This is a genomic window from Carnobacterium sp. ISL-102 (assembly GCF_018612935.1).
Taxonomy (GTDB): Bacteria; Bacillota; Bacilli; order Lactobacillales; family Carnobacteriaceae; genus Carnobacterium_B; species Carnobacterium_B alterfunditum.
Genome location: NZ_JAGGRF010000026.1, coordinates 1 through 26,697, shown reverse-complemented (window position 1 = coordinate 26,697; position 26,697 = coordinate 1). Strand labels below are relative to the sequence as shown.

22 protein-coding genes, 1 tRNA gene and 1 other annotated feature are annotated in these 26,697 nt (G+C 36.4%); of the genes, 20 read left to right on the top strand and 3 right to left on the bottom strand.

Annotated elements, in window-relative coordinates:
* Nucleotides 1–221: 221 nt before the first annotated feature.
* A complete protein-coding gene (gene treR, locus J7E16_RS08970; protein ID WP_214890982.1) occupies nucleotides 222–938 on the bottom strand; it encodes a trehalose operon repressor in 717 nt (238 codons plus the stop codon).
* 150 nt (nucleotides 939–1,088) lie between these two features.
* Here treR and ade point away from each other — a divergent pair, with 150 nt between their 5' ends.
* A complete protein-coding gene (ade, locus tag J7E16_RS08965; RefSeq protein ID WP_214890980.1) occupies nucleotides 1,089–2,852 on the top strand; it encodes an adenine deaminase in 1,764 nt (587 codons plus the stop codon).
* A gap of 365 nt (nucleotides 2,853–3,217) precedes the next feature.
* On the opposite strand, the gene J7E16_RS08960 is transcribed toward ade, so the two are convergent.
* Nucleotides 3,218–4,033: a 3D domain-containing protein gene (locus J7E16_RS08960; RefSeq protein WP_214890978.1), complete on the bottom strand. Its 816-nt coding sequence runs from the start codon at nucleotides 4,031–4,033 to the stop codon at nucleotides 3,218–3,220.
* Between the two features lie 400 nt (nucleotides 4,034–4,433).
* Here J7E16_RS08960 and J7E16_RS08955 point away from each other — a divergent pair, with 400 nt between their 5' ends.
* The 5 genes from J7E16_RS08955 (at nucleotide 4,434) to mnmG (ending at nucleotide 10,583) form a co-directional block, all read left to right on the top strand.
* Complete coding sequence (locus J7E16_RS08955; protein ID WP_214890976.1) at nucleotides 4,434–5,033, top strand: TraX family protein; 600 nt, start codon at nucleotides 4,434–4,436, stop codon at nucleotides 5,031–5,033.
* 16 nt (nucleotides 5,034–5,049) lie between these two features.
* A complete protein-coding gene (locus J7E16_RS08950) occupies nucleotides 5,050–5,490 on the top strand; it encodes an ASCH domain-containing protein (protein ID WP_214890974.1) in 441 nt (146 codons plus the stop codon).
* A 500-nt stretch (nucleotides 5,491–5,990) separates the two neighbouring features.
* Complete coding sequence (locus tag J7E16_RS08945; RefSeq protein ID WP_214890973.1) at nucleotides 5,991–6,761, top strand: DUF3891 family protein; 771 nt, start codon at nucleotides 5,991–5,993, stop codon at nucleotides 6,759–6,761.
* A gap of 233 nt (nucleotides 6,762–6,994) precedes the next feature.
* Nucleotides 6,995–8,383: a tRNA uridine-5-carboxymethylaminomethyl(34) synthesis GTPase MnmE gene (mnmE, locus tag J7E16_RS08940; protein WP_214890966.1), complete on the top strand. Its 1,389-nt coding sequence runs from the start codon at nucleotides 6,995–6,997 to the stop codon at nucleotides 8,381–8,383.
* A 298-nt stretch (nucleotides 8,384–8,681) separates the two neighbouring features.
* Nucleotides 8,682–10,583, top strand: a complete 1,902-nt coding sequence (gene mnmG, locus J7E16_RS08935; protein ID WP_214890964.1) for a tRNA uridine-5-carboxymethylaminomethyl(34) synthesis enzyme MnmG — start codon at nucleotides 8,682–8,684, stop codon at nucleotides 10,581–10,583.
* A gap of 528 nt (nucleotides 10,584–11,111) precedes the next feature.
* Here the strand turns inward: mnmG and J7E16_RS08930 are convergent.
* Nucleotides 11,112–12,647 carry a ClC family H(+)/Cl(-) exchange transporter gene (locus tag J7E16_RS08930; RefSeq protein ID WP_214890962.1) on the bottom strand — a complete coding sequence of 512 codons (1,536 nt, stop codon included), beginning with the start codon at nucleotides 12,645–12,647 and terminating at the stop codon, nucleotides 11,112–11,114.
* A 160-nt stretch (nucleotides 12,648–12,807) separates the two neighbouring features.
* Here J7E16_RS08930 and J7E16_RS08925 point away from each other — a divergent pair.
* The 14 genes from J7E16_RS08925 (at nucleotide 12,808) to msrA (ending at nucleotide 26,284) form a co-directional block, all read left to right on the top strand.
* Nucleotides 12,808–12,880: transfer RNA gene (locus tag J7E16_RS08925), tRNA-Val, on the top strand.
* Between the two features lie 196 nt (nucleotides 12,881–13,076).
* A complete protein-coding gene (gene rsmG, locus J7E16_RS08920) occupies nucleotides 13,077–13,793 on the top strand; it encodes a 16S rRNA (guanine(527)-N(7))-methyltransferase RsmG (RefSeq protein WP_214890960.1) in 717 nt (238 codons plus the stop codon).
* 110 nt (nucleotides 13,794–13,903) lie between these two features.
* A complete protein-coding gene (gene noc, locus J7E16_RS08915; protein ID WP_214890958.1) occupies nucleotides 13,904–14,773 on the top strand; it encodes a nucleoid occlusion protein in 870 nt (289 codons plus the stop codon).
* 150 nt (nucleotides 14,774–14,923) lie between these two features.
* Nucleotides 14,924–15,685: a ParA family protein gene (locus J7E16_RS08910; protein WP_034547029.1), complete on the top strand. Its 762-nt coding sequence runs from the start codon at nucleotides 14,924–14,926 to the stop codon at nucleotides 15,683–15,685.
* Complete coding sequence (locus J7E16_RS08905; RefSeq protein WP_214890957.1) at nucleotides 15,678–16,568, top strand: ParB/RepB/Spo0J family partition protein; 891 nt, start codon at nucleotides 15,678–15,680, stop codon at nucleotides 16,566–16,568. The genes J7E16_RS08910 and J7E16_RS08905 overlap by 8 nt, the downstream gene beginning before the upstream one ends.
* Before the next feature lie 21 nt (nucleotides 16,569–16,589).
* Complete coding sequence (locus J7E16_RS08900; protein WP_034547025.1) at nucleotides 16,590–16,787, top strand: DUF951 domain-containing protein; 198 nt, start codon at nucleotides 16,590–16,592, stop codon at nucleotides 16,785–16,787.
* A 38-nt stretch (nucleotides 16,788–16,825) separates the two neighbouring features.
* Nucleotides 16,826–17,926, top strand: coding sequence for a redox-regulated ATPase YchF (gene ychF, locus J7E16_RS08895; protein WP_214890954.1), 1,101 nt, complete (start codon nucleotides 16,826–16,828; stop codon nucleotides 17,924–17,926).
* Between the two features lie 53 nt (nucleotides 17,927–17,979).
* Entirely contained in the window at nucleotides 17,980–18,669 is a 690-nt protein-coding gene (locus J7E16_RS08890) for a DUF1129 domain-containing protein (RefSeq protein ID WP_214890952.1), read from the top strand.
* A 241-nt stretch (nucleotides 18,670–18,910) separates the two neighbouring features.
* Nucleotides 18,911–20,392, top strand: a complete 1,482-nt coding sequence (gene guaB / locus J7E16_RS08885; RefSeq protein WP_214890950.1) for an IMP dehydrogenase — start codon at nucleotides 18,911–18,913, stop codon at nucleotides 20,390–20,392.
* A 133-nt stretch (nucleotides 20,393–20,525) separates the two neighbouring features.
* Complete coding sequence (croR, locus tag J7E16_RS08880; protein WP_034547017.1) at nucleotides 20,526–21,215, top strand: response regulator transcription factor CroR; 690 nt, start codon at nucleotides 20,526–20,528, stop codon at nucleotides 21,213–21,215.
* 41 nt (nucleotides 21,216–21,256) lie between these two features.
* Entirely contained in the window at nucleotides 21,257–22,408 is a 1,152-nt protein-coding gene (locus tag J7E16_RS08875) for a sensor histidine kinase (RefSeq protein WP_502756798.1), read from the top strand.
* 159 nt (nucleotides 22,409–22,567) lie between these two features.
* On the top strand, nucleotides 22,568–23,890 hold the full coding sequence (locus tag J7E16_RS08870; protein ID WP_214890946.1) for a serine hydrolase: 1,323 nt from the start codon (nucleotides 22,568–22,570) through the stop codon (nucleotides 23,888–23,890).
* Nucleotides 23,891–24,075: 185 nt separating this feature from the next.
* Nucleotides 24,076–24,313 (top strand) — a binding site (T-box leader).
* Nucleotides 24,314–24,379: 66 nt separating this feature from the next.
* Nucleotides 24,380–25,663: a serine--tRNA ligase gene (gene serS / locus J7E16_RS08865; RefSeq protein ID WP_214890944.1), complete on the top strand. Its 1,284-nt coding sequence runs from the start codon at nucleotides 24,380–24,382 to the stop codon at nucleotides 25,661–25,663.
* A gap of 87 nt (nucleotides 25,664–25,750) precedes the next feature.
* Nucleotides 25,751–26,284 (top strand): peptide-methionine (S)-S-oxide reductase MsrA, encoded by a 534-nt coding sequence (msrA, locus tag J7E16_RS08860; RefSeq protein WP_214890942.1) that lies wholly within the window; start codon nucleotides 25,751–25,753, stop codon nucleotides 26,282–26,284.
* Nucleotides 26,285–26,697: the final 413 nt, after the last annotated feature.

Genomic DNA, 26,697 nt, shown 5'->3' with positions numbered 1-26,697 from the left:
AATAAACCTCAAAGAGGACTAAAATGGATTAAACTAAGAAAGCGGAAAAATGGGCACTCCCATTTTTCCGCTTTCTTGTTTACTATTAAGTTAGTCTCCGCTAGATAAAACTACTTTTTCAGCAGCCTCTATAGAACCTGAGCGTTTTTTTTGTTCGTGATCCTGGATATAAGGGTTGTTTTTCTAGTAAGGGAATGACTTGCTCCATTGCCGAGCTTTTTTTAGAGCGAATTCCTACGTCTGGCAAAGTCGACAAAACGAAAACGATCCAAGCGGTGACGAGATTCTGTATGCTGAAACAGAGTCGTGTCTTCTAAATAGACATCACTTCTTACAACCACAACATGTGTATCGTCTTCTAAGTCCATCAAGCGTTTATCTTCTTCTGTGATAGGATCTACCGTTATCTCTTTTTGAGCGTAACTGATCGTTAATCCGAGAGTATGTTCAATGTAATGATACAATGAATCCTCAGCTGCATCAGTTGGAATAGTTGGAACGATAGAAGTGAGCAGGTAATCTTTATCTATAATGACTACTTCGCCATTTACTTTTCTTAAGCGTTCAAGATATAAAATAGGAGTATCCAAAGGAAGCTTTAAATGATTAGCTAAGTCTTCAGAAATTGGCTGTAAGCCATTGTGGACGACGATAGTTTGACTATTCATGTGTTGCGCATCTTGAAGTTCTTTGTAGCTGGTTAAGCCAGAGACAGGGAAATCAAAGCGTTTAACATCTAAAACAACGGAGCCTTTCCCTTGTATCTTTTGAATGTACCCTTTTTCTAAAAGCAAATTCAGCGCTTTTCGAATTGTTTCACGGGAAACATTATATGTTTTTACCAGTTCATTTTCGCTAGGCAAGAGATCACCGGAAATAAAACTTTGATTTAAAATAGCTGCTTCAAGATCTAAAAAAATTTTATTGAACTTACTCATATATATTCCTCACATTCCGATCCTTAACTTACATTTTAGCATAATCCAGTAGGAAAAACTTGCAAATAAAAGTTGTTTTTAAAATTAGCTAGTGTAGTATTGTAAGCATATAAAAACGAAAATTTCATAAAATATGAGGAGGTATTTAAATTGGGAGATATAAAAACTTCAGCATTAGAAAAGAAAATAAAAGTAGCAGCTAAAAAAATACCAGCAGATTTAGTCGTTAAAAATGGAACGATCGTAAACGTATTTACAGGAGAACTCATGAGTGGCGATATCGCCATTACAGAAGGCACGATCGTTGGGATCGGTTCGTACGATGGAGTTAAAATAATTGATGCTCGAAATAAAATCATTGTCCCAGGTTTTATTGATGGACATGTGCATATTGAAAGCTCTTTGCTGACACCTAAAGAATTTTCGAAAGTTGTAATGCAGCATGGCGTGACAAGCGTGATCACCGACCCACATGAAATTGCGAACGTAGCTGGAGCGGATGGTATTCAATTTATGATTGAAGAATCCAAAAACTTACCAATAGATATCTATGTTATGTTATCATCTTGTGTCCCAGCGACAAAGTTTGAGAATAATGGAGCACTATTAAATGCTAAACAACTTGAACCGTTCTTATCCGAACCAGAAGTATTAGGTTTAGCGGAAGTAATGGATTTTGCATCTGTAAAAAAAGGCGACAGTATTATGATAGATAAGCTTGCAATGGTTCAAGAAATAGACGGCTTTATTGATGGGCATGCTGCCGGTCTGACCAGAGAAGAATTGAATATTTATTTAGCAGCCGGAATTCGAACCGATCATGAAAGTATCAATGCTCAAGAAGCAAAAGACCGCTTAGACTTGGGAATGTATTTAATGATTAGAGAGGGTACTGTAGCTAAAGATCTAACAGCCTTATTACCTGCAGTGACGGTAAAAAATGCTAGAAGGTGTTTATTTGTGACAGACGATAAATTGATCGACGACTTATTAGAAGAAGGCAGCATTGATCATATTGTACGATTAGCCATTCAAAAAGGGTTAGATCCTATAACAGCTATCCAAATGGGGACTTTAAATACAGCGGAATGTTTTAATCTTACTCATTTAGGCGCAATTGCTTCAGGCTATCAAGCCGATTTTTTAATTTTAGATGATTTAGAAACAATCGCGATTGATCAAGTATATAAAAAAGGCGTTTGTATTTCAGATAATGGAAAATTAAATAGTTCATTATTTGAATCGAGCTCGGAGAAAAAACTCAACGGCGCTGAATTAGCAAAAATCAATGCGCAAAAACTGACAACAGAAGCACTAGCAATCCCTTTGACAGATCCTACATGCAACGTCATCGGAATTATCCCAAATAGTCTGGTCACAGATCATTTAAAGGAAAACGTAACCGTTGAAAAAGGGCTTTTTATACCTTCAACTAAAAAAGATCAGTTGAAAATCGCCGTTATCGAGCGGCATAAAGGAACGGATCATATTGGATTAGGAATCGTAAAAGGCTTTCGTTTGAAAAAAGGTGCAATTGCTACGACCGTAGCTCATGATTCACATAATATAGTAGCAGTAGGCACTTCTGATCAGGAGATATTAAAAGCAGTTGAACAAGTGATCAAAACTAATGGAGGTTTAGCGGTTGTAGCAGGGGAGCAAGTCTTAGCTTCGCTATCATTGCCTGTAGCAGGGTTGATGACAGAATCGGGGTATCTGGAAGTCGATCAAACGTTGAAAGAATTAAATAAGGCTGCCATAATGATTGGAGAGACCGTGAACTTTAATCCGTTTTTGACCTTATCCTTTTTAACACTCCCAGTCATTCCAAAATTAAAATTAACGGATTTAGGATTATTTGATTTTGAAAGTTCTTCTCACATCCCAATTCAAGTCATAAAAGGGGCTATATAATTTTTGGTGTAGATGAATAAATTAATTAAAAGACTCACCCAAAATTGCTGGAGGAATAGGGTTGCTTGTAGCCATGTAAAGGATTCAATGAGAATTACACAACGTTAGCGCTTTAGCGCGATTACGGTTTGTTTGAAGCTTGAAAGTCTATAAGACTACAGGCTTACAGGCGGTACCATGGCTACACAAGCAAACCCGTACAATTCCAGAAGAAATTTTATCTTGAAGCGTCCACACCATTTGACCTACAGCCATAAAAGGGCAATAAAAAATCCACCTAAAAGAATGTTATCTTTTAGGTGGATTTTTTTATTAACTATTCGAAATCGGGGGAAGTGAATAAGTTAGGTTTATTTTTAAGCTTATTAGTTTAAAATTTGAACGTCCATTGTTTGTCTACCAAAATTAGTAGCTTGGGTTAAATCAGTGATGTGAACATCGATACGATTGCCATTAATAGCACTACCAGTGTCTCCAGCAATAAATGTACCATATCCTGGAACATAAACAGTTGATCCTAGAGGAATAACGCTTGGGTCAACAGCGATAACGTTTGGATTTTCATTCAAATTGATCCCAGTTGCAGTAGTATCGCTTAATTCTGGTTGATTCGTTGAATAAGCTGTTGCTTCAACAGTAACGGTTTGACCAGAGCGTGCAGATGCTGTTTCAGCTTGTGGTGTTTGTGTTTCTGTTGCTGTAGGTTCAGTAACGGCTTCTTCAACCACTACAGGTTCTTCAGCAGGTGCTTCTTCAACAACGGGTGCTTTTTCGACAACAGGTTCAACTTCTACAACTTCTGTAGGTTCACTAACGTTGTAACTTTTAGTATCTTCAGCTGTTTCAATAGTAACAGTTGAGTGGTCAGCAGATAAAGAAATAGTATTGCCGCTATAAATAGTATTGGCATTATTAATATCATTTACATCAACCAAAGTACCGATAGATAAATCAGTTGCTAAAGCTACTGATGATAATGTGTCGCCCCATTGGATAGTGTATTCTGTGCTGCCATCTTCAGTACTTTTAAGGTCTTGTTTGATTTCGGCTACAGTACGAGCTTCCCAAGTGCTAGAAGTATATTCAGCAGCTGATGCTTCTGTTGGATTTGAAACAGCCATGATACCTGTTAAAGCTAAAGTTGCACTTGCGATAAAAAATTTCGATTTAAAGTTTTTCATTTTTTTGATCTCCTTTTATTTTGCCAAGAATAGTGTTTCGCCTACGAGTTACAAGGTAAGAGAAGTTGACTGTGGATTCTGAGCGACATTGTTTATTTTGAGCTATAAGCTCAATGTAAATGAAGGTCTTTCTCCTTCAACAAATGCTATCCTACCACGGTAAAAAAAAAAGAAAAGTCCTTTTAGCCATTCGTCATGGTTTCTTATTGGTTCTGTATTAATTGAATAGTTTCTTTACTAAATGAATACAAAAAGTAAGTTTCTATGTAAAATATGACTTAATTTGTAATCTAACTAAGCAAATCATATGTTGAAAACCAAAAAAAATTCTCCTTTAGGTTCTATATTTAAAATGGTAAAATGCTTAAAATAGCGTGTTTACAGTAATTGGAGGGTCGAAATGACAAAAGAGAGTTACGATAAAATCAATGCCATCAAATGGATCGGAATTATTACAATGACGATCGATCACATCGGCTATTACTTGTTTCCTGAACTCATATGGCTTCGTATCATAGGAAGAATAGCGTTTCCGTGTTTTTTATATACAACAGTTCAAGGGACCAGAAACACCAGTAATTTTAAAAAATACTTTTTTCAATTGATCGGCGTAGGCATTTTAACGATCCCTATCAGTCTTTATTCTGGAACCGTGTTTAATATCTTGTTTACATTAGCTCTGGTAGCACTCTCTATCAAAGATAAGCGATTTATTATTCTAGCATTAGTACTAAGTTATTTTTGTGAATATGGAATATATGGTTTTTTATTGGGTTGGGCTATTTATTGTATGGTGTTCATTCATAAGCTGCTTGGAGTAATTCTCTTTTTGGCAGTACATATTCTTGTCTGGCCATCTGTCCAAATTTTTGCTTGTTTTGCTATTTTTCTACTATTAATAGACACCTATAAAGCGACTAAAAAAATACCTAAAATTATTGGTTACCTTTACTATCCATTGCATCAATTAATTTTGTTAGCTATTAAATTTAATTTATAAGTAAGGAGTGTAGGTTATGAAATCAAAGCAAATGTGGCAGGAATTTATTTCAGCATATCCAGAGTATCAGGATAAAACATACCAAGCTTGGAGTTATGGAGTCGAACCAGATGAGTTAGCGCGATTAACTTTTGAACAAATAAAAACAGCCACAGCTTCTTCCTATGAAGAATATGCGCTCGAGAATGAAGCGTTACCTGAAGCAGGAGAACTAAACATGATACTTGATGCTAGTGAGAAAGCAGTTTGCATCACAAAGACGATTAAAGTGTCTGTCATTCCTTTTTTAGAGGTATCTAAAGAACACGCTTTTAAAGAAGGTGAGGGCGATCGGTCATTGCATTACTGGCGAGAAGTCCACAAAACTTTTTTTGAAAATTCTTATAAAAAAAATAGTTTAGTCTTTCATGACAATATTCTGATAGTATGCGAAGAGTTTGAAGTCATTTATAAATGAAGTTGGATCGTTTAACAAATGGAGTTGGTGTTTTAAAAGAAATTTCTTCTGGAATAACGGGTTTGCTTGTGGAGAGCCAGGGAAACACCTGAAGCCTAAAAGGAAGTCTTCAGGCTTTCAAGCCTCAAATAGAGCTTAATCGCTAAAGCGTTAAAGCTCTATAATTCACATTGAATTCTCTACATGGCTACAAGCAACTCCTATTCCGCCTGAAATTTCAAGTGAGTGACCCAACTTATTTATCACCATCAAAAATTATAGTCTCTTATCGATTGTTCAATAAAAATTGCTGGTGTTTTAAAAGAAATTTCTTCTGAAGTATACGGGTTTGCTTGTTTAGAGCCATAGGAGGTACTGACCCCTATTCCTCCATTAATTTTGGGTAAGTAATGCAATTAGATTAAGTCTATCAACACCAAAAATTATACAGCCTAAAATTAGTGGTATACTAAAAAGTGGAACGGTCATTAATTAGGAACAAGTTGAAAGGGTGCATAGTTATGATTATTAGAGAACGTGAAGCTGATTTTGTAATGATTGAACAAAAGAACCATGCTCAATTCGCTAGAGACGTTATGGCTCAATGGGAAACAAGCTTATTTAAAGGGGAACGGTTAAGAAAATCGGTCGATTATGCTATCCTTATGCATGACTATGGATGGGGAAATCTTGATAAAAGTCCTTTTTGGAATGATAAAAAACAAGCTCCTTATTCGCTTTTCGATTTCCCGAAAGCGCCAAAAACAATTTTTTATACTTACGGTATTGATGAAGTTGAAAAGGTTGATCCTTATGCCGCGTTACTTTGCAGCAGACATTACAGTCAGTTCTTTTTAAAAGATACCTTAAAAGAATCGCAGGTTTTTCTTGAACGAGAAGAAGAGAGAAAGAAACGGATCATTGCTGATTTAGGTGAATTTGATCAACAACTATTTGATTTTCACTATGCCTTGTTGGCGTTAGGAGATACTTTGTCTGTATTCGCTTGTATAAACGAACCGGGTGCTACAGAAGAAACCATTCATCCATTCTTTAAAAAAGGACTTACCTTAACTGCTGAACTTGGATTGAAAGCAACAACTATGAGGCCAAGTTGGAGTGATGAACATACGATCGTATTGGATGTGTTCCCTTTTGAAAAAACAATCAATAGTAGAGTGATTCAAAAAGTTGTTTCAAAAGCAGCGATTCAAGAAAAAGGGCTCTTAGATAGTTACAAAGAAACGGAATACGAAGAAGTAAACATTAGGGTCAGATCGAACGAAGGGTAAGTCAAAACGGCCGAGATGCATTATAAATAAAAATCAGCTGAAGTTATTGACAAATAGTTAGAGAACTTGTATAGTCTTAACGGAACAACAAAACGATTAAAAAAACCACTAAAAATCAAATAAACTTATCTGAATGATAAAAGTAGTCAAAGTGCTTTCCATTCCTTTTGTAAAAAACAAAGGGGTGGAGTGGGCACTTTTTTCGTGCAAAAAAATAGAAGGAGTGAGAGAGCTTGACATTAGAATTTGAAACCATTGCAGCGATTTCGACGCCTCCAGGTGAAGGAGCAATAGGAATAGTAAGATTGAGCGGGGAGCTAGCTATTGAAATTGCAGATCGCGTATATAGATCTGGTTCAAAATCACTAGCTGAACAGAAGAGTCATACTATCCACTATGGTCACATCGAGAACCCTAAAACAAACGAAACAATTGATGAAGTAATGGTATCCGTTATGCGTGAACCCAAAACGTTTACTAGGGAAGATGTCGTTGAAATCAATTGTCATGGCGGTATTACTTCGGTCAATCAAGTCTTGCAATGTGTTTTGCAAAATGGAGCTCGCTTAGCTGAACCCGGTGAATTCACAAAACGGGCCTTTTTGAATGGGCGAATTGATTTGTCTCAAGCAGAAGCAGTAATGGATCTGATCCGCGCTAAAACAGATAGAGCCATGCATGTTGCATTAAAACAACTGGATGGAAACTTGTCTCATTTGATCCGCAATTTGCGTATGGATATACTGGATACATTAGCTCAAGTAGAAGTAAATATCGATTACCCTGAATACGATGATGTTGAAGAAATGACTTCAAAATTATTAATTGAAAAAGCTAAACTAGTTAAAGCTTCGATCCAACAAATGCTTGCAACTGCCAGTCAAGGGAAGATTTTAAGAGAAGGTCTAGCAACAGCAATCATCGGACGACCAAATGTTGGGAAATCAAGCTTATTGAATTATCTGCTAGATGAAGAAAAAGCTATCGTTACAGATATTGCTGGTACCACACGAGATGTTATTGAAGAATACATCAGCGTTCGAGGTGTACCATTGAAACTGATCGATACAGCTGGAATTCGCGAAACAGAAGACATTATTGAACGTATTGGCGTAGAAAGAAGTCGCCAAGCTTTAAGTGATGCAGATTTAGTTTTGTTAGTATTTAATCAAAGCGAACCTTTAACAATAGAAGATAAAGCTTTAATTGAAGCAACAAATCAACACCGTCGCATTGTGATCTTAAATAAGATGGATTTGCCAAATAAATTAGATTTAACTGAACTAGAAACAGTAGTAGAGCCAGAAAGTATCGTGAAGACCTCTATTTTATCCCAATCAGGTATAGATATTTTAGAAAAGAAAATAGCAGATCTTTTTTTCACTGGTCAAACAGGCGAAAGAGATGCAACTTATGTATCTAATGTACGTCATATCGCATTGTTAAATGATGCAGAAGCTGCATTAGACGAAGTTATCAGCGGAGTAGAAGCGGGCATGCCAGTTGATCTCGTTCAAATCGACATGACACGTTGCTGGGATCTATTAGGCGAAATCACCGGAGACAGCGTCCAAGACGAACTACTGACCCAACTATTCAGCCAATTCTGCTTAGGAAAATAGGATGCGGAGTGTCTCGTTTATGCTCGACAAGAAAACAGGAAAAATTCGTAGAGGGCTTTTACGCCCACGAAGAAGTTTTATCTTTTTCTCGAGAGGATGAGACACGCAGCTCAACCAATAGGATGCGGAGTTCGACGCTTAGGCTTGACAGAAAAACAAGAAATATCACAGAGGATGCACCATCCTCGAAGAGATTACGTTTTTTCCGAGAGCCTGTCGAACGCAGCTCAATCAATAAGATATGAGAAAATTTGATTTTTATAAAAAACTGAAATACAGAAAAGAAGGGATTGTTTAAATGAATCATTACGAAGCTGGAAATTTTGACGTAATCGTTGTTGGTGCAGGGCATGCTGGTTCAGAAGCCGCATTAGCAGCAGCAAGAATGGGAAGCAAAACACTTTTGATTACCATCAATCTAGATATGGTCGCTTTCATGCCGTGTAACCCATCAATTGGAGGACCCGCTAAAGGAGTCGTGGTCAGAGAAATTGATGCTCTTGGTGGTGAAATGGGCCGCAATATTGACAAAACGTATATACAAATGAGAATGTTGAACACCGGTAAAGGACCGGCTGTTCGAGCTTTACGCGCACAAGCAGATAAATTTATGTATGCAAATGAAATGAAAAAAACAATTGAAGAAACTAAAAATCTTGTTTTAAGACAAGGTATTGCTGACGAATTAATTATTGAAGACGGTATATGCAAAGGAATCATCACAAATACTGGCGCTATCTATCGTTCTAAGGCAGTTATTTTAACAGCGGGAACATCTTCTCGTGGTCAAATCATTATTGGAGAACTAAAGTATTCTTCAGGTCCAAACAATTCGCAACCGTCTATTAAACTATCAGAAAGTTTACTGGAAAATGGATTTGAATTGAAACGTTTTAAAACCGGAACGCCTCCTAGAGTTAAATCATCAACAATCGATTATAGCTTAACAGAAGAACAACCTGGTGATGAAAAAGCGAATCATTTTAGTTATGAAACGCCAAATAGTGTTTACTTAAAAGATCAATTATCTTGTTGGTTAACATATACGAATGAAGAAACTCACCAAAAAATCCAAGAAAACTTACACCGTGCACCGATGTTTACAGGAATCGTTGAAGGGGTAGGTGCACGTTACTGCCCATCAATTGAAGATAAAGTTGTTCGTTTTAGCGATAAACCAAGACATCAATTATTTTTGGAACCAGAAGGACGCAATACAGAAGAAGTATACGTCCAAGGATTATCAACATCTCTTCCAGAAGATGTTCAACAAGATATTATACACTCAATCGAAGGGTTGGAAAATGCAGAAATGATGCGTACCGGTTATGCAATTGAATATGATGTGGTCACACCTCATCAATTGCGCCCTTCTTTAGAAACAAAAGTAGTTGAAAATCTATTCACTGCTGGCCAAATGAACGGAACTTCTGGCTATGAAGAGGCAGCAGGTCAAGGAATCATGGCTGGTATCAATGCAGCACTTAAAGTCCAAGGGAAAAAACCGTTTGTTATGAAGCGTAGTGAAGGCTATATCGGAGTGATGATCGATGATTTAGTGACTAAAGGAACAAATGAACCTTACCGTTTGTTAACGTCTCGTGCAGAATACCGCCTACTGTTACGTCATGATAATGCTGATTTTAGACTGACTAAAATAGGTCATGAAATAGGCTTGATTTCAAAAGAACGTTATGACACGTTTTTAATCAAAAAAGCTCAAGTTGAAGGAGAACTAGAACGTTTAGGTTCTATCCGTTTGAAACCAACTGAAGAAATCCAAGCTTATTTAGCTGGAAAAAATCAAGCACCGTTAAAAGATGGAATTTTGGCAAAAGACTTTTTGCGCCGACCAGAAGTTGCTTATCAAGATCTTTTAGCCTTTGTCCCACGTGATTATGAACTTCCGGCAACTGTCGAAGAACAGGTAGAAATTCAAGTTAAATATGAAGGATACATCGCTAAAGCTTCTCAAAAAGTAGATAAGTTAAAACGAATGGAAAATAAACGTATACCAGAAAATATCGATTATGCTTCTATTAACGGGATAGCTACTGAAGCGAAAGAAAAGTTGATTAAAATCCAACCTGAAACTATTGCTCAAGCTAGCCGTATTAGTGGTGTGAACCCAGCGGACATTTCAATTTTAATGGTTTATGTAGAACAAGGAAAAATTGCAAAAGTTTCCGTATTAGAATAACAACTATAAAAAAAGGGATGTAAGAGGCTAGGACATAAGTCCTAGCCTCTTTGCCTATCCAACTTTTGATTCTAAAGATACTTCTAAAAGAGATACTTCTAAAAGGTGCATCATCGGTAGAAAATGAGATGCAATTGACTATAATACCTTTACCTCTTTTTATTAAAAAATATACGTAAAATTAGTTTGATCACTTACCTGGAATTTCTGTCGGAATAGGGGTTGCTTGTAGCCATGTAAAGAATTCAATGTGAATTACACAGCGTTGGCGCTTCAGCGATTACGTTGTGTTTGAAGCTTGAAAGCCGGAAGACTTTCTTTTCAGCTTCAGGCGCTTCCATGGCTCTCCACAAGCAAACCTGTTATTCCAGCAGAAATTTCTTTTAAAACACCAACACCATTTTTTAGGCAATTAATATATATAGAAAAAAAGAGTCTGTTTATCAGTTTCCTGATTAAACAGACTCTTTCTCTTATACTCAGTTAGTTATATCCTAGCCTCAAACGGCCTTTTTCACTTATATATCATTAGATTTGGTGTTCTTTTAATAATTTTCGAACGGCACTAGCTTTCTTTAAGTCACAAGTAACGATCAAATGATCTCCAACATGAATAAAAGTTTGTCCATGAGGGACGATATGTTCATTTCCTCTACGCATGGAAGAGATGATGACTTCTTCAGGCCAGTCTATTTCTTTTATCGACTTTCCAGATAAAAGGCTATTAGGTTCAACGGCATGCACAAATGAGTGAGGCTTGCTAATAATAACATTGTTATCAGCAGGAAGCAGCCTTTCCAATAAACTTTCGTAGATCGGTTTAACATCTAAGAAGTCTGCTGTTATATAGGCTGTCAAAGAAACAACAGCTAAGGGCATTAATTGATTCAAACCGCCAACCATTTCAGTAACTAATAAAATAGCGGTTAAGGGTGCTTTCCCGATAGCAGTAAAATAACCAGCCATAGCAAACAAAATAAAATGGGTCAAATACTGAGCATCCATTTGGAAATAAGTGATCATGAACTGGGCAAATAGAGCACCAAGTAAGGCTCCTAAAGATAGAATAGGTAAGAAAATACCTCCTGGAACACTGGCGCCATAAGATACCATAGAAAAAATAAAGCGAAAAATAAATAATCCAACTAAAACAGCTAGCGATAAATTCCACTCAGTAAACTGCACGACGATCCCACTTCCACCACCAATTATTTCTGGTAGGTAGTAACCAATCGGGATTACTAATAGAAGAGGAATGACTGAATTAAAGTGCACCGGTATAAAGGAAAACAATTGATAAAATTTAGGAAGGACATCCAATAAAACTTTATTGTAAAACCAGCCCCCTATCCCTAAAAAAATCCCTAATAATGGCAAGTAGATATAATACTGTATCGGAAGAGATGTTATGGCTCCGATATCCAATACCGGAGTTAAACCAAAAATGGTCAAAGAAACGAAATTGGCTGTAATAGCTGAAGCAAATGTCGTTATAGCAACTAAGGGAGAGAAATTGTGATGGACTTCTTCCAAAACAAACAGCAAACCTGCTATGGGTGCATTAAAAGCAGCTGCTAAACCAGCACCAGCTCCACTCGACAATAAAACATTTTCTTCTATATCATCGCCTTTGGTTAATTTGCTGACACCTGATCCAATTGAAGCTCCTAGTTGAATAGAAGGACCTTCTCTTCCAAGAAAAAGTCCAAATCCAATAGCTAATAGCCCACTAACGAACTTTTTCCATAGAATAGACCACCAAGAAGTATGGACGACGCCTTGAACTTGACCTTCTACTTGCGGAATACCGCTTCCTTTAATGTTTGGTTCGCTTTTTATAAATAAACCAATAATAATAGCAACACCAATAGAAACAAAGACCCACGGGATCAACCACAAAGGTTCTGAATGAAAAAATTTGTACAGATGAATAATATTTTCTAGAATAATTTCTACACCTAAACGAAATAAACTAACAACTACTCCAGCTAACGCCCCTACTAAAACTCCTTTAGTGATGTATCGGATTTGTCGATCATTAAGTTTAGTCAATAAACTGCTCATAACTCAATCTTCCTTTTTTTAAAAATATTTTAAGCTTCTATTCTCCATACTACTCCTTTTAGCGGTAAGGATACAGGATAATTTTTAAAACAGCAAAAAGTACTTTACTTTAATAGCGCAAGTAGATTATACTAAAAAGCAGATAGAATCAATTAGAAAAGGTTTCTTAGCTCAGTTGGGAGAGCACTACCTCGACAAGGTAGGGGTCGCTGGTTCGAGCCCAGTAGAGACCATCACGAATAAGTTTATGAACGTTGACCAACCTCAACTTTTATAAGCTTATTTTTTATTTTTTTTTTAATTTAACTAGTTTAGATAGTGTGAAAAACGCTTTAAAGTATTGCACTTCTAGTTGATTTGTTATACAGTTGAAAAAGACGGATTTGTGAAACAAAAAAGTGTTTCACGTTAGTAAAAGGAGTTGTGTTAATGAACCCAGAAGAGTTTAAAAAGGCCCTTGAAGGCAAGGGAATAATGGTTACTGAGAAACAAATGGAACAATTTGATCAATACCTTAAACTGCTACAAGAATGGAATGAAAAAATTAATTTAACCGCAATCACTCAAACAGAAGAAGTATACTTAAAACATTTTTATGATTCTATTACTGCTGGTTTATATGTGGATTTTAACAAAGGGGTCCAAAGCTTATGTGATGTAGGTGCAGGTGCCGGGTTTCCAAGCATCCCCCTAAAAATTATTTTTCCACAATTAGAAGTAACAATAGTAGATTCATTGAATAAAAGAATTCAATTTCTAACATTATTAGCAAAAACGTTAGAATTAGACGGTGTTCATTTCTACCATGACCGTGCCGAAACATTTGGTCAAAATAAACAATTTCGTGAATCATTTGATTTTGTAACAGCTAGAGCTGTTGCTCGTATGAGTGTTTTAGCGGAATTATGTTTGCCGTTAGTTAAAAAAGAAGGACTCTTTATCGCTTTAAAAGCCAGTAATACAAAAGAAGAGATGGCTGAAGGGCAAAAAGCCATTGCTACACTAGGTGGAAAGTTTCGTGAAGAGTTTGTTTTTGAACTTCCACATGAAGCAGGAGAACGACATGTTGTTTTAATTGATAAAAAGAAAGAAACACCAAAGAAATTCCCAAGAAAACCAGGAACACCAAATAAGAATCCATTGTAGTGAAGGCCACTACTTATCAGACTATTCCTATTCGGATTCAACTACTCAATAAGAACGTTTTTTGATATAATAGGATCAGAGAACAGAAGTGACTGAGGGAGAGAAAAAGAATGGCGTTGTCTAATTTATTTGGTTCAGGAAAATCTAAAAAGAAAATCGAAAATGAAGAGGATCTTCAATCAGAGGAATTAAAAAACCCAAAACAGGTCCAACAAATTGCTGTCCAACAGATTGTTCCAAATCGTTTTCAGCCAAGAAAAGTATTTAACGCAGAAAAATTAGATGAGCTAGCTCGTACAATCCATATTCACGGATTGATCCAGCCCATCATCCTTAGAAGATATGAAGCAGATAAATATGAAATTATTGCTGGGGAACGTCGCTTTCGTGCTATGCAGCTTTTGGGATGGCAAGAAGTACCAGCCATCGTTCAAGAGATGTCAGATAACGAGACGGCTTCTGTTGCATTAATTGAAAACTTGCAAAGGGAAGAATTGACGGCTATTGAAGAAGCTGAAGCCTATAAAGGTTTGATGGTTTTAAATGAGATGACGCAAGAAGCATTAGCGCAACGCATCGGTAAAAGCCAATCTTTCATTGCAAATAAACTGCGGTTATTAAAATTAGCAGAACCTATAAAGCAAGCATTATTGAATAAAAAAGTGACAGAAAGACATGGCCGTAGTCTATTAGCATTATCTTTTGAAGAACAAAATGAATTATTAAAGGTGATTCTTGAAAAGAAATTAACTGTTAAAGAGACAGAACAGGTAGTCAAGTTAAAGCAAGCTGAAAGAGAGAAGAATTCAAATCAGCCAAAGAACCGCATAAAGAGAATTTCCAAAGATTTTCGGTTAGCAGTAAATACGATCCATAAATCAGTTGATTTGATTAAAGAAACGGGTATTACCTTGCAAGCAAAAGAGGAAGACTTGGAAGACGTTTACCGTATTACGATTGAGATCAAGAAAAATAAATAAATAAAGAGCGATAAATGAAGACATTCATTTTGAACAAATGCGTAGGAGAAAAATACGCATATTATAATTTTTCTCCTATTTTTGTGTGATGTGGTTAAATCGGTGGTAAACAGTTACTAGAGGATATTAAACACAGATGGAGGAAAAAGGATGGCACGAATTATATCAGTTGCAAATCAAAAAGGCGGAGTCGGGAAAACAACGACAACAGTCAACTTAGGTGCTTGCTTAGCTTATTTTGGAAAGAAAATTTTATTAGTTGACATTGATGCACAAGGAAATGCAACAAGTGGTTTGGGCGTAAGAAAGTCAGATGTTGAAAAAGATATTTATGATATTTTAGTAAACGAAACACCCGTTAAAGAGGTTGTTTTGCCTTCTTCGAGAGAAAACTTGTGGGTCGTGCCGGCCACGATTCAATTAGCAGGTGCAGAAATTGAGTTAACTTCACAAATGGCTAGGGAATCTAGATTAAAACAAGCACTGGAAAAAGTGAAAGATGACTATGATTACATCCTAATTGACTGCCCACCATCATTAGGTCATTTGACGATTAATGCCTTTACAGCAAGTGATTCTATTTTAATTCCTGTTCAATGCGAATATTATGCTTTAGAAGGATTAAGTCAATTGCTAAATACGGTCCGACTGGTCCAAAAACATTTTAATCCTGAATTGAAAATCGAGGGTGTTTTATTGACCATGTTAGATGCACGTACAAATTTAGGCTATGAAGTCGTCGATGAAGTGAAAAAATACTTCCGCGAAAGAGTTTATAAAACGATCATTCCACGGAATATCCGTTTATCTGAAGCCCCAAGTCATGGGCTGTCGATAATTGATTATGATGCGCGTTCTAGAGGAGCAGAAGTCTATCTTGAATTAGCAAAGGAAGTGCTAGCAAATGGTTAACAAAAATAGTAAAGGGTTAGGAAGAGGGATAGATGCTCTTTTTGGAGACTATGCTGAACTGTCAAATATCAATGCAACGAATGAACAAGTTCAACAGATTCCGTTAACGGATATCAGACCCAATCCTTATCAACCAAGGAAAACATTCGATGAAGCAGCCTTAAATGAACTAGCAGAATCAATCAAATTATCGGGTGTCTTTCAACCTATCATTCTTCGCGAGTCAAAGATCAAAGGCTATGAGATCATAGCTGGAGAACGTCGATTTAGAGCTTCTAAATTAGCAGGCAAAGAAACAATACCAGCTATCATCCGTGAATTTGATGAAGAAAAGATGATGGAAGTTGCTGTTTTAGAAAATTTGCAAAGAGAAGATCTGACCTCACTTGAAGAAGCTGAAGCATATGAAATGATGATGAAAAAGCTAAAACTAACGCAAGAAGAAGTAGCGATACGTTTAGGTAAAAGCCGACCATATATCGCCAATTATTTGCGTTTATTAGGATTGCCCGATGCCGTTAAGGAAATGCTGCAAAATGAAGATATTTCAATGGGACAAGCAAGAACATTGCTTGGACTAAAAGAAAAAAAACAAATCACAAAATTAGCTAAACGAGTGGTCCGAGATCATTTGACCGTTCGTCAATTAGAGCAATTAGTGAATAAGATGAACCAACCTAAAGAGACAGCAGCAGAAGCAACCAAAAATGATAAAAAGCCTTATTACATCCGTGAGAGTGAAGAACGGCTAATGGATAAATTTGGTACAAGTGTTTCTATCAACGAAAAAAATCAAAAAGGGAAAATTGAGATCGAGTATCTTTCGACAGATGACTTAACACGCATTTTAGATATTCTAAATATTCAATTTGATGATGAATAAACGCTTATAGGGAGACTAATGATGGAAAAAAATTACGATTTAAATGATATTGTTGAAATGAAAAAACCTCATCCTTGTGGGGCAAACCGTTGGCAAATCATTAGAATGGGTATGGATATCCGAATCAAATGTACGCAATGCGGCCATATGGTCATGATGCCAAGAAGAGATTTTGAAAAGAAAATGAAAAAAGTTTTAGAAAAAGCAGTAGAAAACTAAAAACAAAAATTATTAAAAAAGGAAGAGTGAATTTAGATATGGCATTAACAGCAGGAATCGTAGGTTTACCAAATGTAGGTAAATCAACTTTATTTAACGCAATTACAAAAGCAGGAGCAGAAGCAGCTAATTATCCTTTTGCAACAATTGATCCTAATGTAGGAGTTGTAGAGGTCCCTGATCACCGTTTAAAACGCTTAGAAGAATTGGTCTTACCAAAGAGAACTGTTCCAACTACTTTTGAATTTACCGATATTGCCGGAATCGTAAAAGGGGCAAGTAAAGGTGAAGGGCTTGGGAATAAGTTCTTGGCTAATATTCGTCAAGTAGATGCTATTTGCCACGTTGTTCGTTGTTTTGAAGACGATAATATCATCCACGTTGAAGGCAAAGTCGATCCGATTTCAGATATTGAAACAATTAATTTAGAATTAGTACTAGCTGATTTAGAGTCTGTTGAAAAACGCTATGCTCGTGTATCAAAAGTTGCGCGTACAAAAGATAAAGAAGCAGTTGCTGAATTAGCCGTGTTGGATAAAATTAAACCGGTTTTAGAAGAAGGAAAATCAGCTCGTTCAATCGAATTTACTGAAGATGAGGAAAAAATCGTTAAAAGTTTATTTTTATTGACGGCAAAACCAGTTTTATATGTAGCAAATGTTTCTGAAGATCAAGTAGCGGATACTGAAAACGATGATTTAGTCAATCAAGTGCGAAAATTTGCAGCTGAAGAAAAAGCAGAAGTAAATGTGATTTGTGCGAGGATCGAAGAAGAAATCGCCGAACTTGAAGATGAAGAAAAAGAATTATTTTTAGAAGAGTTAGGCATTCAAGAATCTGGTTTAGATCAATTGATCCGTTCAGCGTATAATCTTTTAGGGTTAGGTACGTATTTTACTGCCGGTGTTCAAGAAGTTCGCGCATGGACCTTTAAAAAAGGGATGAAAGCTCCTCAAGCAGCAGGAGTTATCCATAGTGATTTTGAACGAGGATTCATTCGAGCAGAAACGATCGCTTATGAAGACTTTGATAAATATGGAAGTGAACAGGCCGCAAAAGAAGCAGGCCGTATGCGTTCTGAAGGAAAAGAGTACGTTGTCAATGACGGAGACGTACTATTATTTAGATTTAATGTATAAATAAAAAATTGACTAAGAACGTTTAGCAAGGCCTAGAAAGGGGCATTTGATCCGTGGAAGAAGTACAAGGTAATACAACACAAGCAAAAAAAGAAGAAAATAAAGTATTGCTTCAAAAATTGACCAAACGAAATGAACAATATATGTTGAGTTTGAATAAAGCTTTAGTTGAAAAAAATATGTCTGAAGCTAAAAAAGAAGAAATCTTTAATGACATGCTTCACAATTTAGTTGAACGTCAAAAAGCTGGCGAAACAGCTCGTCAATTATATGGTACAGTTACTGAATGTGCCAATCAGTTAGTTGCTAAGCCTGAGCAATCTCAAGTAGGCCCTTCTAAGAATTGGAAAATCGCTTTAGATGGCGGTTTAATGATAGGTGGATTGTTCTCTCTTATAACGGGTCTTTCAGGCCTATTTAGCAGTGTAGAGGAAGCATCATCTTCACTTGGACTAATTACTACTCTATTGAACTTTATTGTGGGAGGATTAGTCATCCTGTTGATTGCTAAAAATATGCCGGATAGAAAAAACCCTAAAAAAGGTGGGATGGTCCGCTATATCCTGGTTTCAACTACAGGTATGTTAGCTCTAATGTTTGTGATGACAGGCTCGATGATGGTGATTCCAGCAGCAGTCAATGTGCCGATAAATGCCATTGGTAATATAGTGATTGGTATTTTAGCCTTCGTCGCAAAATATTTTGCAAAAAGAAAATTAAACATCCGCGGCGGGTTATTTTAGATCCTAAAAAGTAACAAAGTGGATAACAAATGAGAGTTCCCATCAGCTAAATTTATTTAGTTGATGGGAACTTTTTCTCATCTTATCTTCATTATAGCTTGGTTTAGCTGCTAGTAGACAGGGAAAAAGGGGCTTAAGAAACAATTCGACCATTTGCTATTGACTATCTTCGATATCTCTGTTATTTTTGTAGATAAAATTATTGAACAAATCAATTGAAAAAAAGGGGCGGATGGTTGTAATGTCTAACTGGGAAACAAAATTTGCGAAAAAAGGGTTTACTTTTGATGATGTGTTGTTAGTACCTGCTGAAAGCCATGTTTTACCAAATGAAGTGGATTTAAGTATTCAACTAGCCAAAAACATTAAATTAAATATTCCAATAATGAGTGCTAGTATGGACACTGTGACAGACTCAAGAATGGCTATTGCAATGGCTCGTCAAGGTGGCCTAGGTGTTATTCATAAAAATATGACCGTGAAACAACAATCAGATGAAGTGAGAAAAGTAAAACGTTCTGAGAGTGGTGTTATTCTTGATCCTTTCTTTTTAACTCCCACCCATTCCGTTTCAGAAGCAGAACATTTGATGAACCGTTACCGTATCAGTGGTGTGCCAATCGTAAATAACATGGAAGACCGTATTTTAGTAGGAATTTTAACGAATCGCGACTTGCGTTTTGTAGCAGATTATTCGATTCAAATTGATGAAGTAATGACAAAGGACCAGTTAGTTACAGCTCCAACAGGAACTTCTTTGAAAGAAGCAGAGCAGATTTTGCAAAAACACAAAATTGAAAAATTACCAATCGTTGATCAAAATGGTCGTTTAAGCGGCTTGATAACAATCAAAGATATCGAAAAAATACTTGAATTTCCAAATGCTGCAAAAGATTCTCATGGCCGTTTATTGGTTGCAGCAGCAGTCGGTATAACGAGCGATACTTTTGAAAGAACACAATCTTTGATCGATTCAGGGGTCGATGCGATCATAGTAGATACTGCTCATGGTCATAGTGCAGGTGTGATCCGCAAAATCAAAGAAATTCGCGAAGAATTCCCGACTATCACTTTGATTGCAGGAAATGTAGCAACAGGTGAAGGGACTCGTGCATTATATGAAGTTGGAGTAGATGTAGTAAAAGTAGGGATTGGTCCTGGATCGATCTGTACAACACGTGTGGTCGCTGGAGTTGGGGTACCACAAATTACAGCTATTTATGATGCAGCAGCAGTGGCCCGGGAATATGGTCGTACAATCATTGCTGATGGCGGAATCAAATATTCAGGAGATATTGTAAAAGCATTAGCAGCTGGAGGATATGCTGTTATGTTAGGCAGCATGTTAGCTGGAACGGATGAGTCTCCAGGCGAGTTTGAACTTTTCCAAGGCCGTCGTTTCAAAACATATCGTGGAATGGGAAGCTTAGCTGCAATGGAAAAAGGGTCAAGTGACCGCTACTTCCAAGGTGCTGTAAATGAAGCGAACAAGCTAGTTCCAGAAGGTATCGAGGGACGCGTCGCTTATAAAGGTGCTGTTACTGATATCGTCTTCCAAATGCTTGGCGGATTGCGCTCAGGTATGGGATATGTTGGAGCAGGTAATCTAGAACAACTGCGTGAAGAGACACAATTTATCCAAATGAGTGGAGCAGGTTTACGCGAATCTCATCCACATGACGTACAAATTACAAATGAAGCACCAAATTACTCTGTCCAATAAAAATAAGGTCAAAAGTAGAAGCTTGATACTGTTCACATTGAACAGTATCAAGCTTCTTTTTAATAAATTCTTTAGTATTTTCTGATATGATGAGTAAAATCGAAAAAAATACGTCTAAAATGAGGGAAATCATATGAAAATTTTAGTAGTCGATGATGATAAAGAAATCGTAGAATTATTGAGCATTTATATCCAAAATGAAGGATATGAAGTAGAAAAAGCCTATAATGGAAAAGAAGCTTTAATAAAAATCAAAACGATCAAAGATATCGATTTAATGGTATTAGATGTTATGATGCCTAACATGGATGGAAATCAAGTTGTAAAAGAAGTACGAAAAGAGCTGCAATTGCCGATTTTGATGCTCAGTGCTAAAACGACCGATATTGATAAAATTAAAGGCTTAGTAACGGGAGCAGATGATTACGTAGCTAAACCCTTTAACCCTTTAGAAGTGATGGCTCGAATCAAATCCTTGTTACGCAGAAGCAATTATGCGACTAACGCACAAGAACTTAATAAACTCGAGGTTGGACCATTATTGATTGAAAAAGAATCGCACGAAGTTCGAACGATCAATGGACAATTTATCCAGCTGACAGCTTTAGAATTTGGTATTTTATACTTATTAGCAAGTAACCCAAATCGCGTTTTTAGTGCAGATGAAATATTTGAACGCGTATGGCAACAAGAAAGTCTCGTATCGGCTAAAACAGTGATGGTTCATGTTAGTCATTTAAGAGATAAAATCGAAGAGGCGACCGGCGGAGAAAAAGTGATCCAAACCGTTTGGGGAGTAGGATATAAGATAGGAGAACGGTGAAATTTTCTAGAAACATTGAAAAGTAGGAGTTGACTAGCTATTTGAAACTGACAAGAAAAGAAAAAAGTAAGTTGATCATTGAAGGATTTATTACTATCGGATTGATCTTAATTTTGTACTACGCTGCTTTTGTTATTTTCAATCGCATGCTTGCTGATTTTCCAGGAATTATCCGAGGATTTTGGTTCTTTGGCGATGCTATTATTAGCATCCAAGGCAATCAGATCATTTCTCTTACGCCATTTTTTATTATTATTTTAACTATTGTAGCGGTAGTGACGATTCATTGGCGCTTAAAAAGACGGTATAAACAGATGCAATTAAATCATATTATTAGTGAGTTGCACTATATTGCCGAAGGGCATTATGAACACCGAATCACAAAAGATTTTGGTGGAGATATGGAAAAAATAGTAGAGAGCATCCATGTTTTAGTAGACAGCACAGTGCAAGCAATGGAAGAAGAACGACGAATAGAACAATCTAAAGATGAATTGATTACAAATGTAAGTCACGACATACGAACACCCTTGACCTCTATTATCGGTTACTTAGGATTGATTGAAGAAAGACGGTACCAGAATGAAGAAGAATTACTGAAATATACTCATACGGCATACACAAAAGCGAAACAGATGAAGGTACTTGTAGAAGATCTATTTGAATACACAAAAGTTCGTCAAACAACTACACCTTTAAATGTATCTGAATTTGATATGGTGCAATTATTAGAACAGTTGGCAGCAGACTTTGAATTGGAAGCCGGGAAAAGACATATGGAGATTGAAGTGGTCACTTCCTATGAGGCTATTCAAATGGAAGCTGATACTGAAAAATTAGTTCGTGTCTTCAATAATTTAATTTCAAATGCTTTAAAGTATGGAAAAGATGGCAAGAAGATATTTATTGAAGTTCAAAAAGCAGGAAAAGAAGTTATTATTTCAGTTAATAATGATGGATTACCGATTCCGCAAAAATCATTGGATCAATTATTTGATCGTTTCTATCGTGTAGAGGAGTCTCGGTCGCAAGAAACAGGAGGTACAGGTTTGGGGTTAGCAATTGCCCAAAGTATTGTCGCTCTCCATGGTGGATACATTTATGCTTCTTCGGATGCTCATTTGACTCGTTTTGTGATGCATCTACCATTAAAACAGTTAGCCGAAAAGAATAATAAAGCTGATTTCAGTTAAATTTTTATAAAACAACCGTCTTATATTAGATTTAAGCAAAAGAGGGTTGTTTTTTTTAGTGTATTTCGCTAACATAGAAAAAGTATGCAGTATTTGACTGCGAATAACTTAATGAATATTCAAACTGAAAATCAAACGAACTGAGGAGACAATAAAAAGATGAAGAATTTTAAAAAAATCAGTACATTATTTGTCACAACGCTATTAGTAGGAACTTTTTCTCCATTAGGTGTCGTTGGTACAACGGTATCAGCAGCAACAAGTGAACAGCCTGAAATAGATGCAGCAGCAGCTTTTGTAATTGAACCAACGACTGGAAAAGTTTTATTGAATCAAAATGGTGACAAAAAATTAGGTATTGCTTCGATGACTAAGATGATCACGGAATATCTATTATTAGAGACCATCAAAAATGGTGATTTAGCATGGGATGATCAAATAGAAATCAGCGAATACGCTCATAAAATCAGCCAAAATTATGACTTATCAAATGTCCCTTTGCGAATAGACGATACTTACTCAGTAGAAGAACTTTACCAAGCAATGGCTATTTATTCAGCAAATGGTGCTACTATCGCACTTGCTGAGCATATCGCTGGGGATGAAAAAACATTTGTCGATATGATGCATGAAAAAGTTGAATCATGGGGCATCACTAACTACGAATTGTACAATACAACAGGTCTATCTAATGCTGATCTACAGGGCAACATTTATCCTGGCAGCACAGAAGATAGTGAAAACTCAATGACCGCCAGAGAAATGTCAATTGTAGCTCAACAATTAATTACTGATTTCCCTGAAGTGTTAGAAACGTCTAGTATTAGTGAAAAAACCTTTAGAGAAGGTACTGATGATGAAATTAACATGAAAAACTTCAACTGGATGTTACCAGGATTGATTTACGAACGAGAAAACGTTGATGGATTAAAAACGGGTACAACTGATTTTGCTGGAGCTTCAATGACCGGTACTGTTGAAGAAGAAGGCATGCGTTTGATTACCGTATTAATGAATGCAACTAATGGACAAAAAGATACGAGCAAACGATTTGCTGAGACAGATAAAATGATGGATTGGGCATTTGAAAGTTGGGATATGGTTCCGGCTTTTGAAGAAAACCAACTAATCGAAAATATAGACCCTGTCGTTGTAGATAACGGCAAAAAAGATGCTATTGAATTAGCTGTAAAATCTGATGTGTCGCTTTTAGTTCCTAAAAACACAGATATGAAGAACACTACAGTTGAAGTTCAATTGAAAGAAGATTTGTTGAATGAAGCTGATCATCTGACGGCTCCGATTGAAAAAGGAACGGATGTCGGAACGGCTCAAGTTATTAGTGAAGGTGATGAATTAGGCTACGTAAACGGAGATAAAGGTGAAGAAATCAACGTTGTGGCAGCTTCAACTATTGAAAAAGCTAATGTATTTGTTTTAGCGGGACGTTGGGCAAAAGCTTTCATAAGTGACTTATTCTAAAAAAATACTGGATTAAAAAACCGATTAATAGTCGTTAATGTTGGTAGATCAGTCAAATCAATTATACGAAACTTTAGATAGATATACCGACACTATCATTCAAAGAAAGGCTGGAATGTTTTCCAAGCCTTTTTTTGTTGACTTAAGGAAAGGGATTGGGTAAAATATAAGCAACTGAATGAACACAAACGTTAGTAATGCGAGATAGTAAAGGGTATTGAATACATAAAGAGAGTCAGTGGTTGGTGAAAACTGATGGTTTGATCCTTTGAATCCATTGCATGAAGTAAACAATGAACTCAATTTTATTGATAAAATTGTTTCGGATCCAGACCGTTATCTGATTGTAAAGTGTAGAAGATTCATAGGCAATCTTCTGAATTTGGGTGGTACCGCGAACGTTGAGGCCATTTCGTCCCAGGAACAAGGGATCGGAATGGCTTTTTTGGTATATTTTATTAGAAATACCCATAAGAAAGGAAGAATGAGATGATAGATATTAAACGATTAAGAACAGATTTTGATGCTACTGCTAAAAAGTTAGAAATACGTGGGGTCAAAAGTGAGTTGTTAGAAGAGTTTGTTATTTTGGACAAAGAAAGACGTTCTTTAATAGTCGAAACAGAAGAATTGAAAAGTTACCGTAACGAAGTATCTGGAGCTATTGCAACGTTAAAACGCAGCAAAGAAAATGCGGATGAGAAAATAAAAGAAATGCGCGAGGTTGGAGAAAAAATAAAAGAGTTAGATGAACAATTAGCAACCGTCGATGAAAAAATAGAAGCAATTACTACAGGATTACCAAATTTACCACATGAATCTGTTCCAGTAGGGGCAGATGAAGCAGACAATGATGAGGTTCGTAAATGGGGAACACCTGTAGAAGCAGATTTTGAAGTGAAAGCTCATTGGGAAATCGCAGAAGAATTGGGTATTTTAGATTTCGAACGAGGAGCTAAAGTATCTGGGAGTCGCTTTGTTTTCTATAAAGGGTTGGGTGCTAGACTAGAACGAGCAGTCTATAATTTCATGTTGGACCTTCACACAGAAGAACATGGCTATACAGAAATGCTAACACCCTATTTAGTTAATAGTGATTCAATGTTTGGTACAGGCCAATTCCCTAAATTTAAAGAAGATGTCTTCCAAATTGAAGGAACCGATTTGACTTTGATTCCAACGGCTGAAGTCCCTTTAACAAACTATTACAGTGATGAAATCTTGAAGGAAGAACAATTGCCCATCTACTTTACGGCATTAAGTCCAGCATTTAGATCAGAAGCTGGGAGTGCAGGGAGAGATACACGCGGTTTGATTCGTCTGCATCAATTCAATAAGGTGGAGATGGTTAAATTCAGTAAGCCTGAAACATCATATGAAGAATTAGAAAAAATGACTAAAAACGCTGAGACAGTCTTGCAAAAGCTTGATTTACCGTATCGAGTATTAGCATTATGCACTGGTGACATGGGATTCTCAGCAGCAAAAACATATGATTTAGAAGTATGGATCCCTACTCAAGAAACGTACCGTGAAATCAGTTCTTGCTCAAATACTGAAGCTTTCCAAGCAAGGAGAGCGAAAATTCGTTACCGTAATGAAGAAACAGGTAAATTAGAATATGTTCACACATTAAATGGTTCTGGTTTAGCGGTTGGGAGAACAATAGCTGCAATTTTAGAAAACTATCAACAAGCGGACGGCTCAGTTAAGATTCCTGAAGTGCTGGTTCCGTATATGGGTGGCACAACTGAAATTCGTAAAGCAGACTAAGTAGTATAGAAGATAGATCAAAATAATGTTAACCAATAAGGTTGAATGGTATACTTTAAGCATTAGGAATATAAGGGGGAATCGATAGTGAGTGAACAAAACATTGAAAAAGCAACATTTGCAGGTGGATGTTTCTGGTGTATGGTAAAACCTTTTGAAACACAGCCTGGTATCGAATCTGTTGTTTCTGGTTACACAGGTGGTCACACGATCAACCCAACTTATGAAGAAGTATGCAGTAATACAACAGGTCATACAGAAGCTGTTCAAATAACTTTTGATCCTGAAAAATTCAGTTATAAAGACTTGGTGGAGATCTATTGGCAACAAACAGACCCAACGGATGCCGGCGGACAATTTGCAGATAGAGGTTCTTCCTATCGTCCAGTGATTTTTTATCATAATGAAGAACAAAGACAAATAGCAGAAGCATCTAAAGAAGCATTGCAAAACAGTGGCCGCTTTAAACAACCGATTGTAACTGAGATCCAACCAGCAGAACCCTTCTATCCAGCAGAAGATTATCATCAAGGTTTTTATAAAAAAAATGCTGCTCATTATTCAAGATACAGAAAAGGATCAGGTAGAGCGAGTTTTATTGAGTCAAATTGGACCATCTAATCGATCCGTAAAAGAATAAAGGGAGGTTTTTTATTGATACTAATAAAAAATCTCTCTTTTTTATGAATAAATCCCCATTTTTTATTCATAAAAAACAGTACACTAAATATAAAAATCAAACTAAAATGAAAAAAATAAGAATAATCGTTCGTTTTTTTTTGTGATATAACGTAATTACGAACGCCTTTTAAAATTAATGTTCAGATTTAAAAATTTATTTATTTTATTTAACAAAAAAGATTGACGAAACGCTTAAATCTTGTTATATTTATATACGTCGCTGAGACAGGTTGAAACAAACCGACAAAGCGAGAAACAAAAAAAATAAAAAAGATGTTGACAGACAGTTTATGACATGATATTATATATAAGTTGTCACAAACAAACAACAAGCTTTAGACCTTTGAAAACTA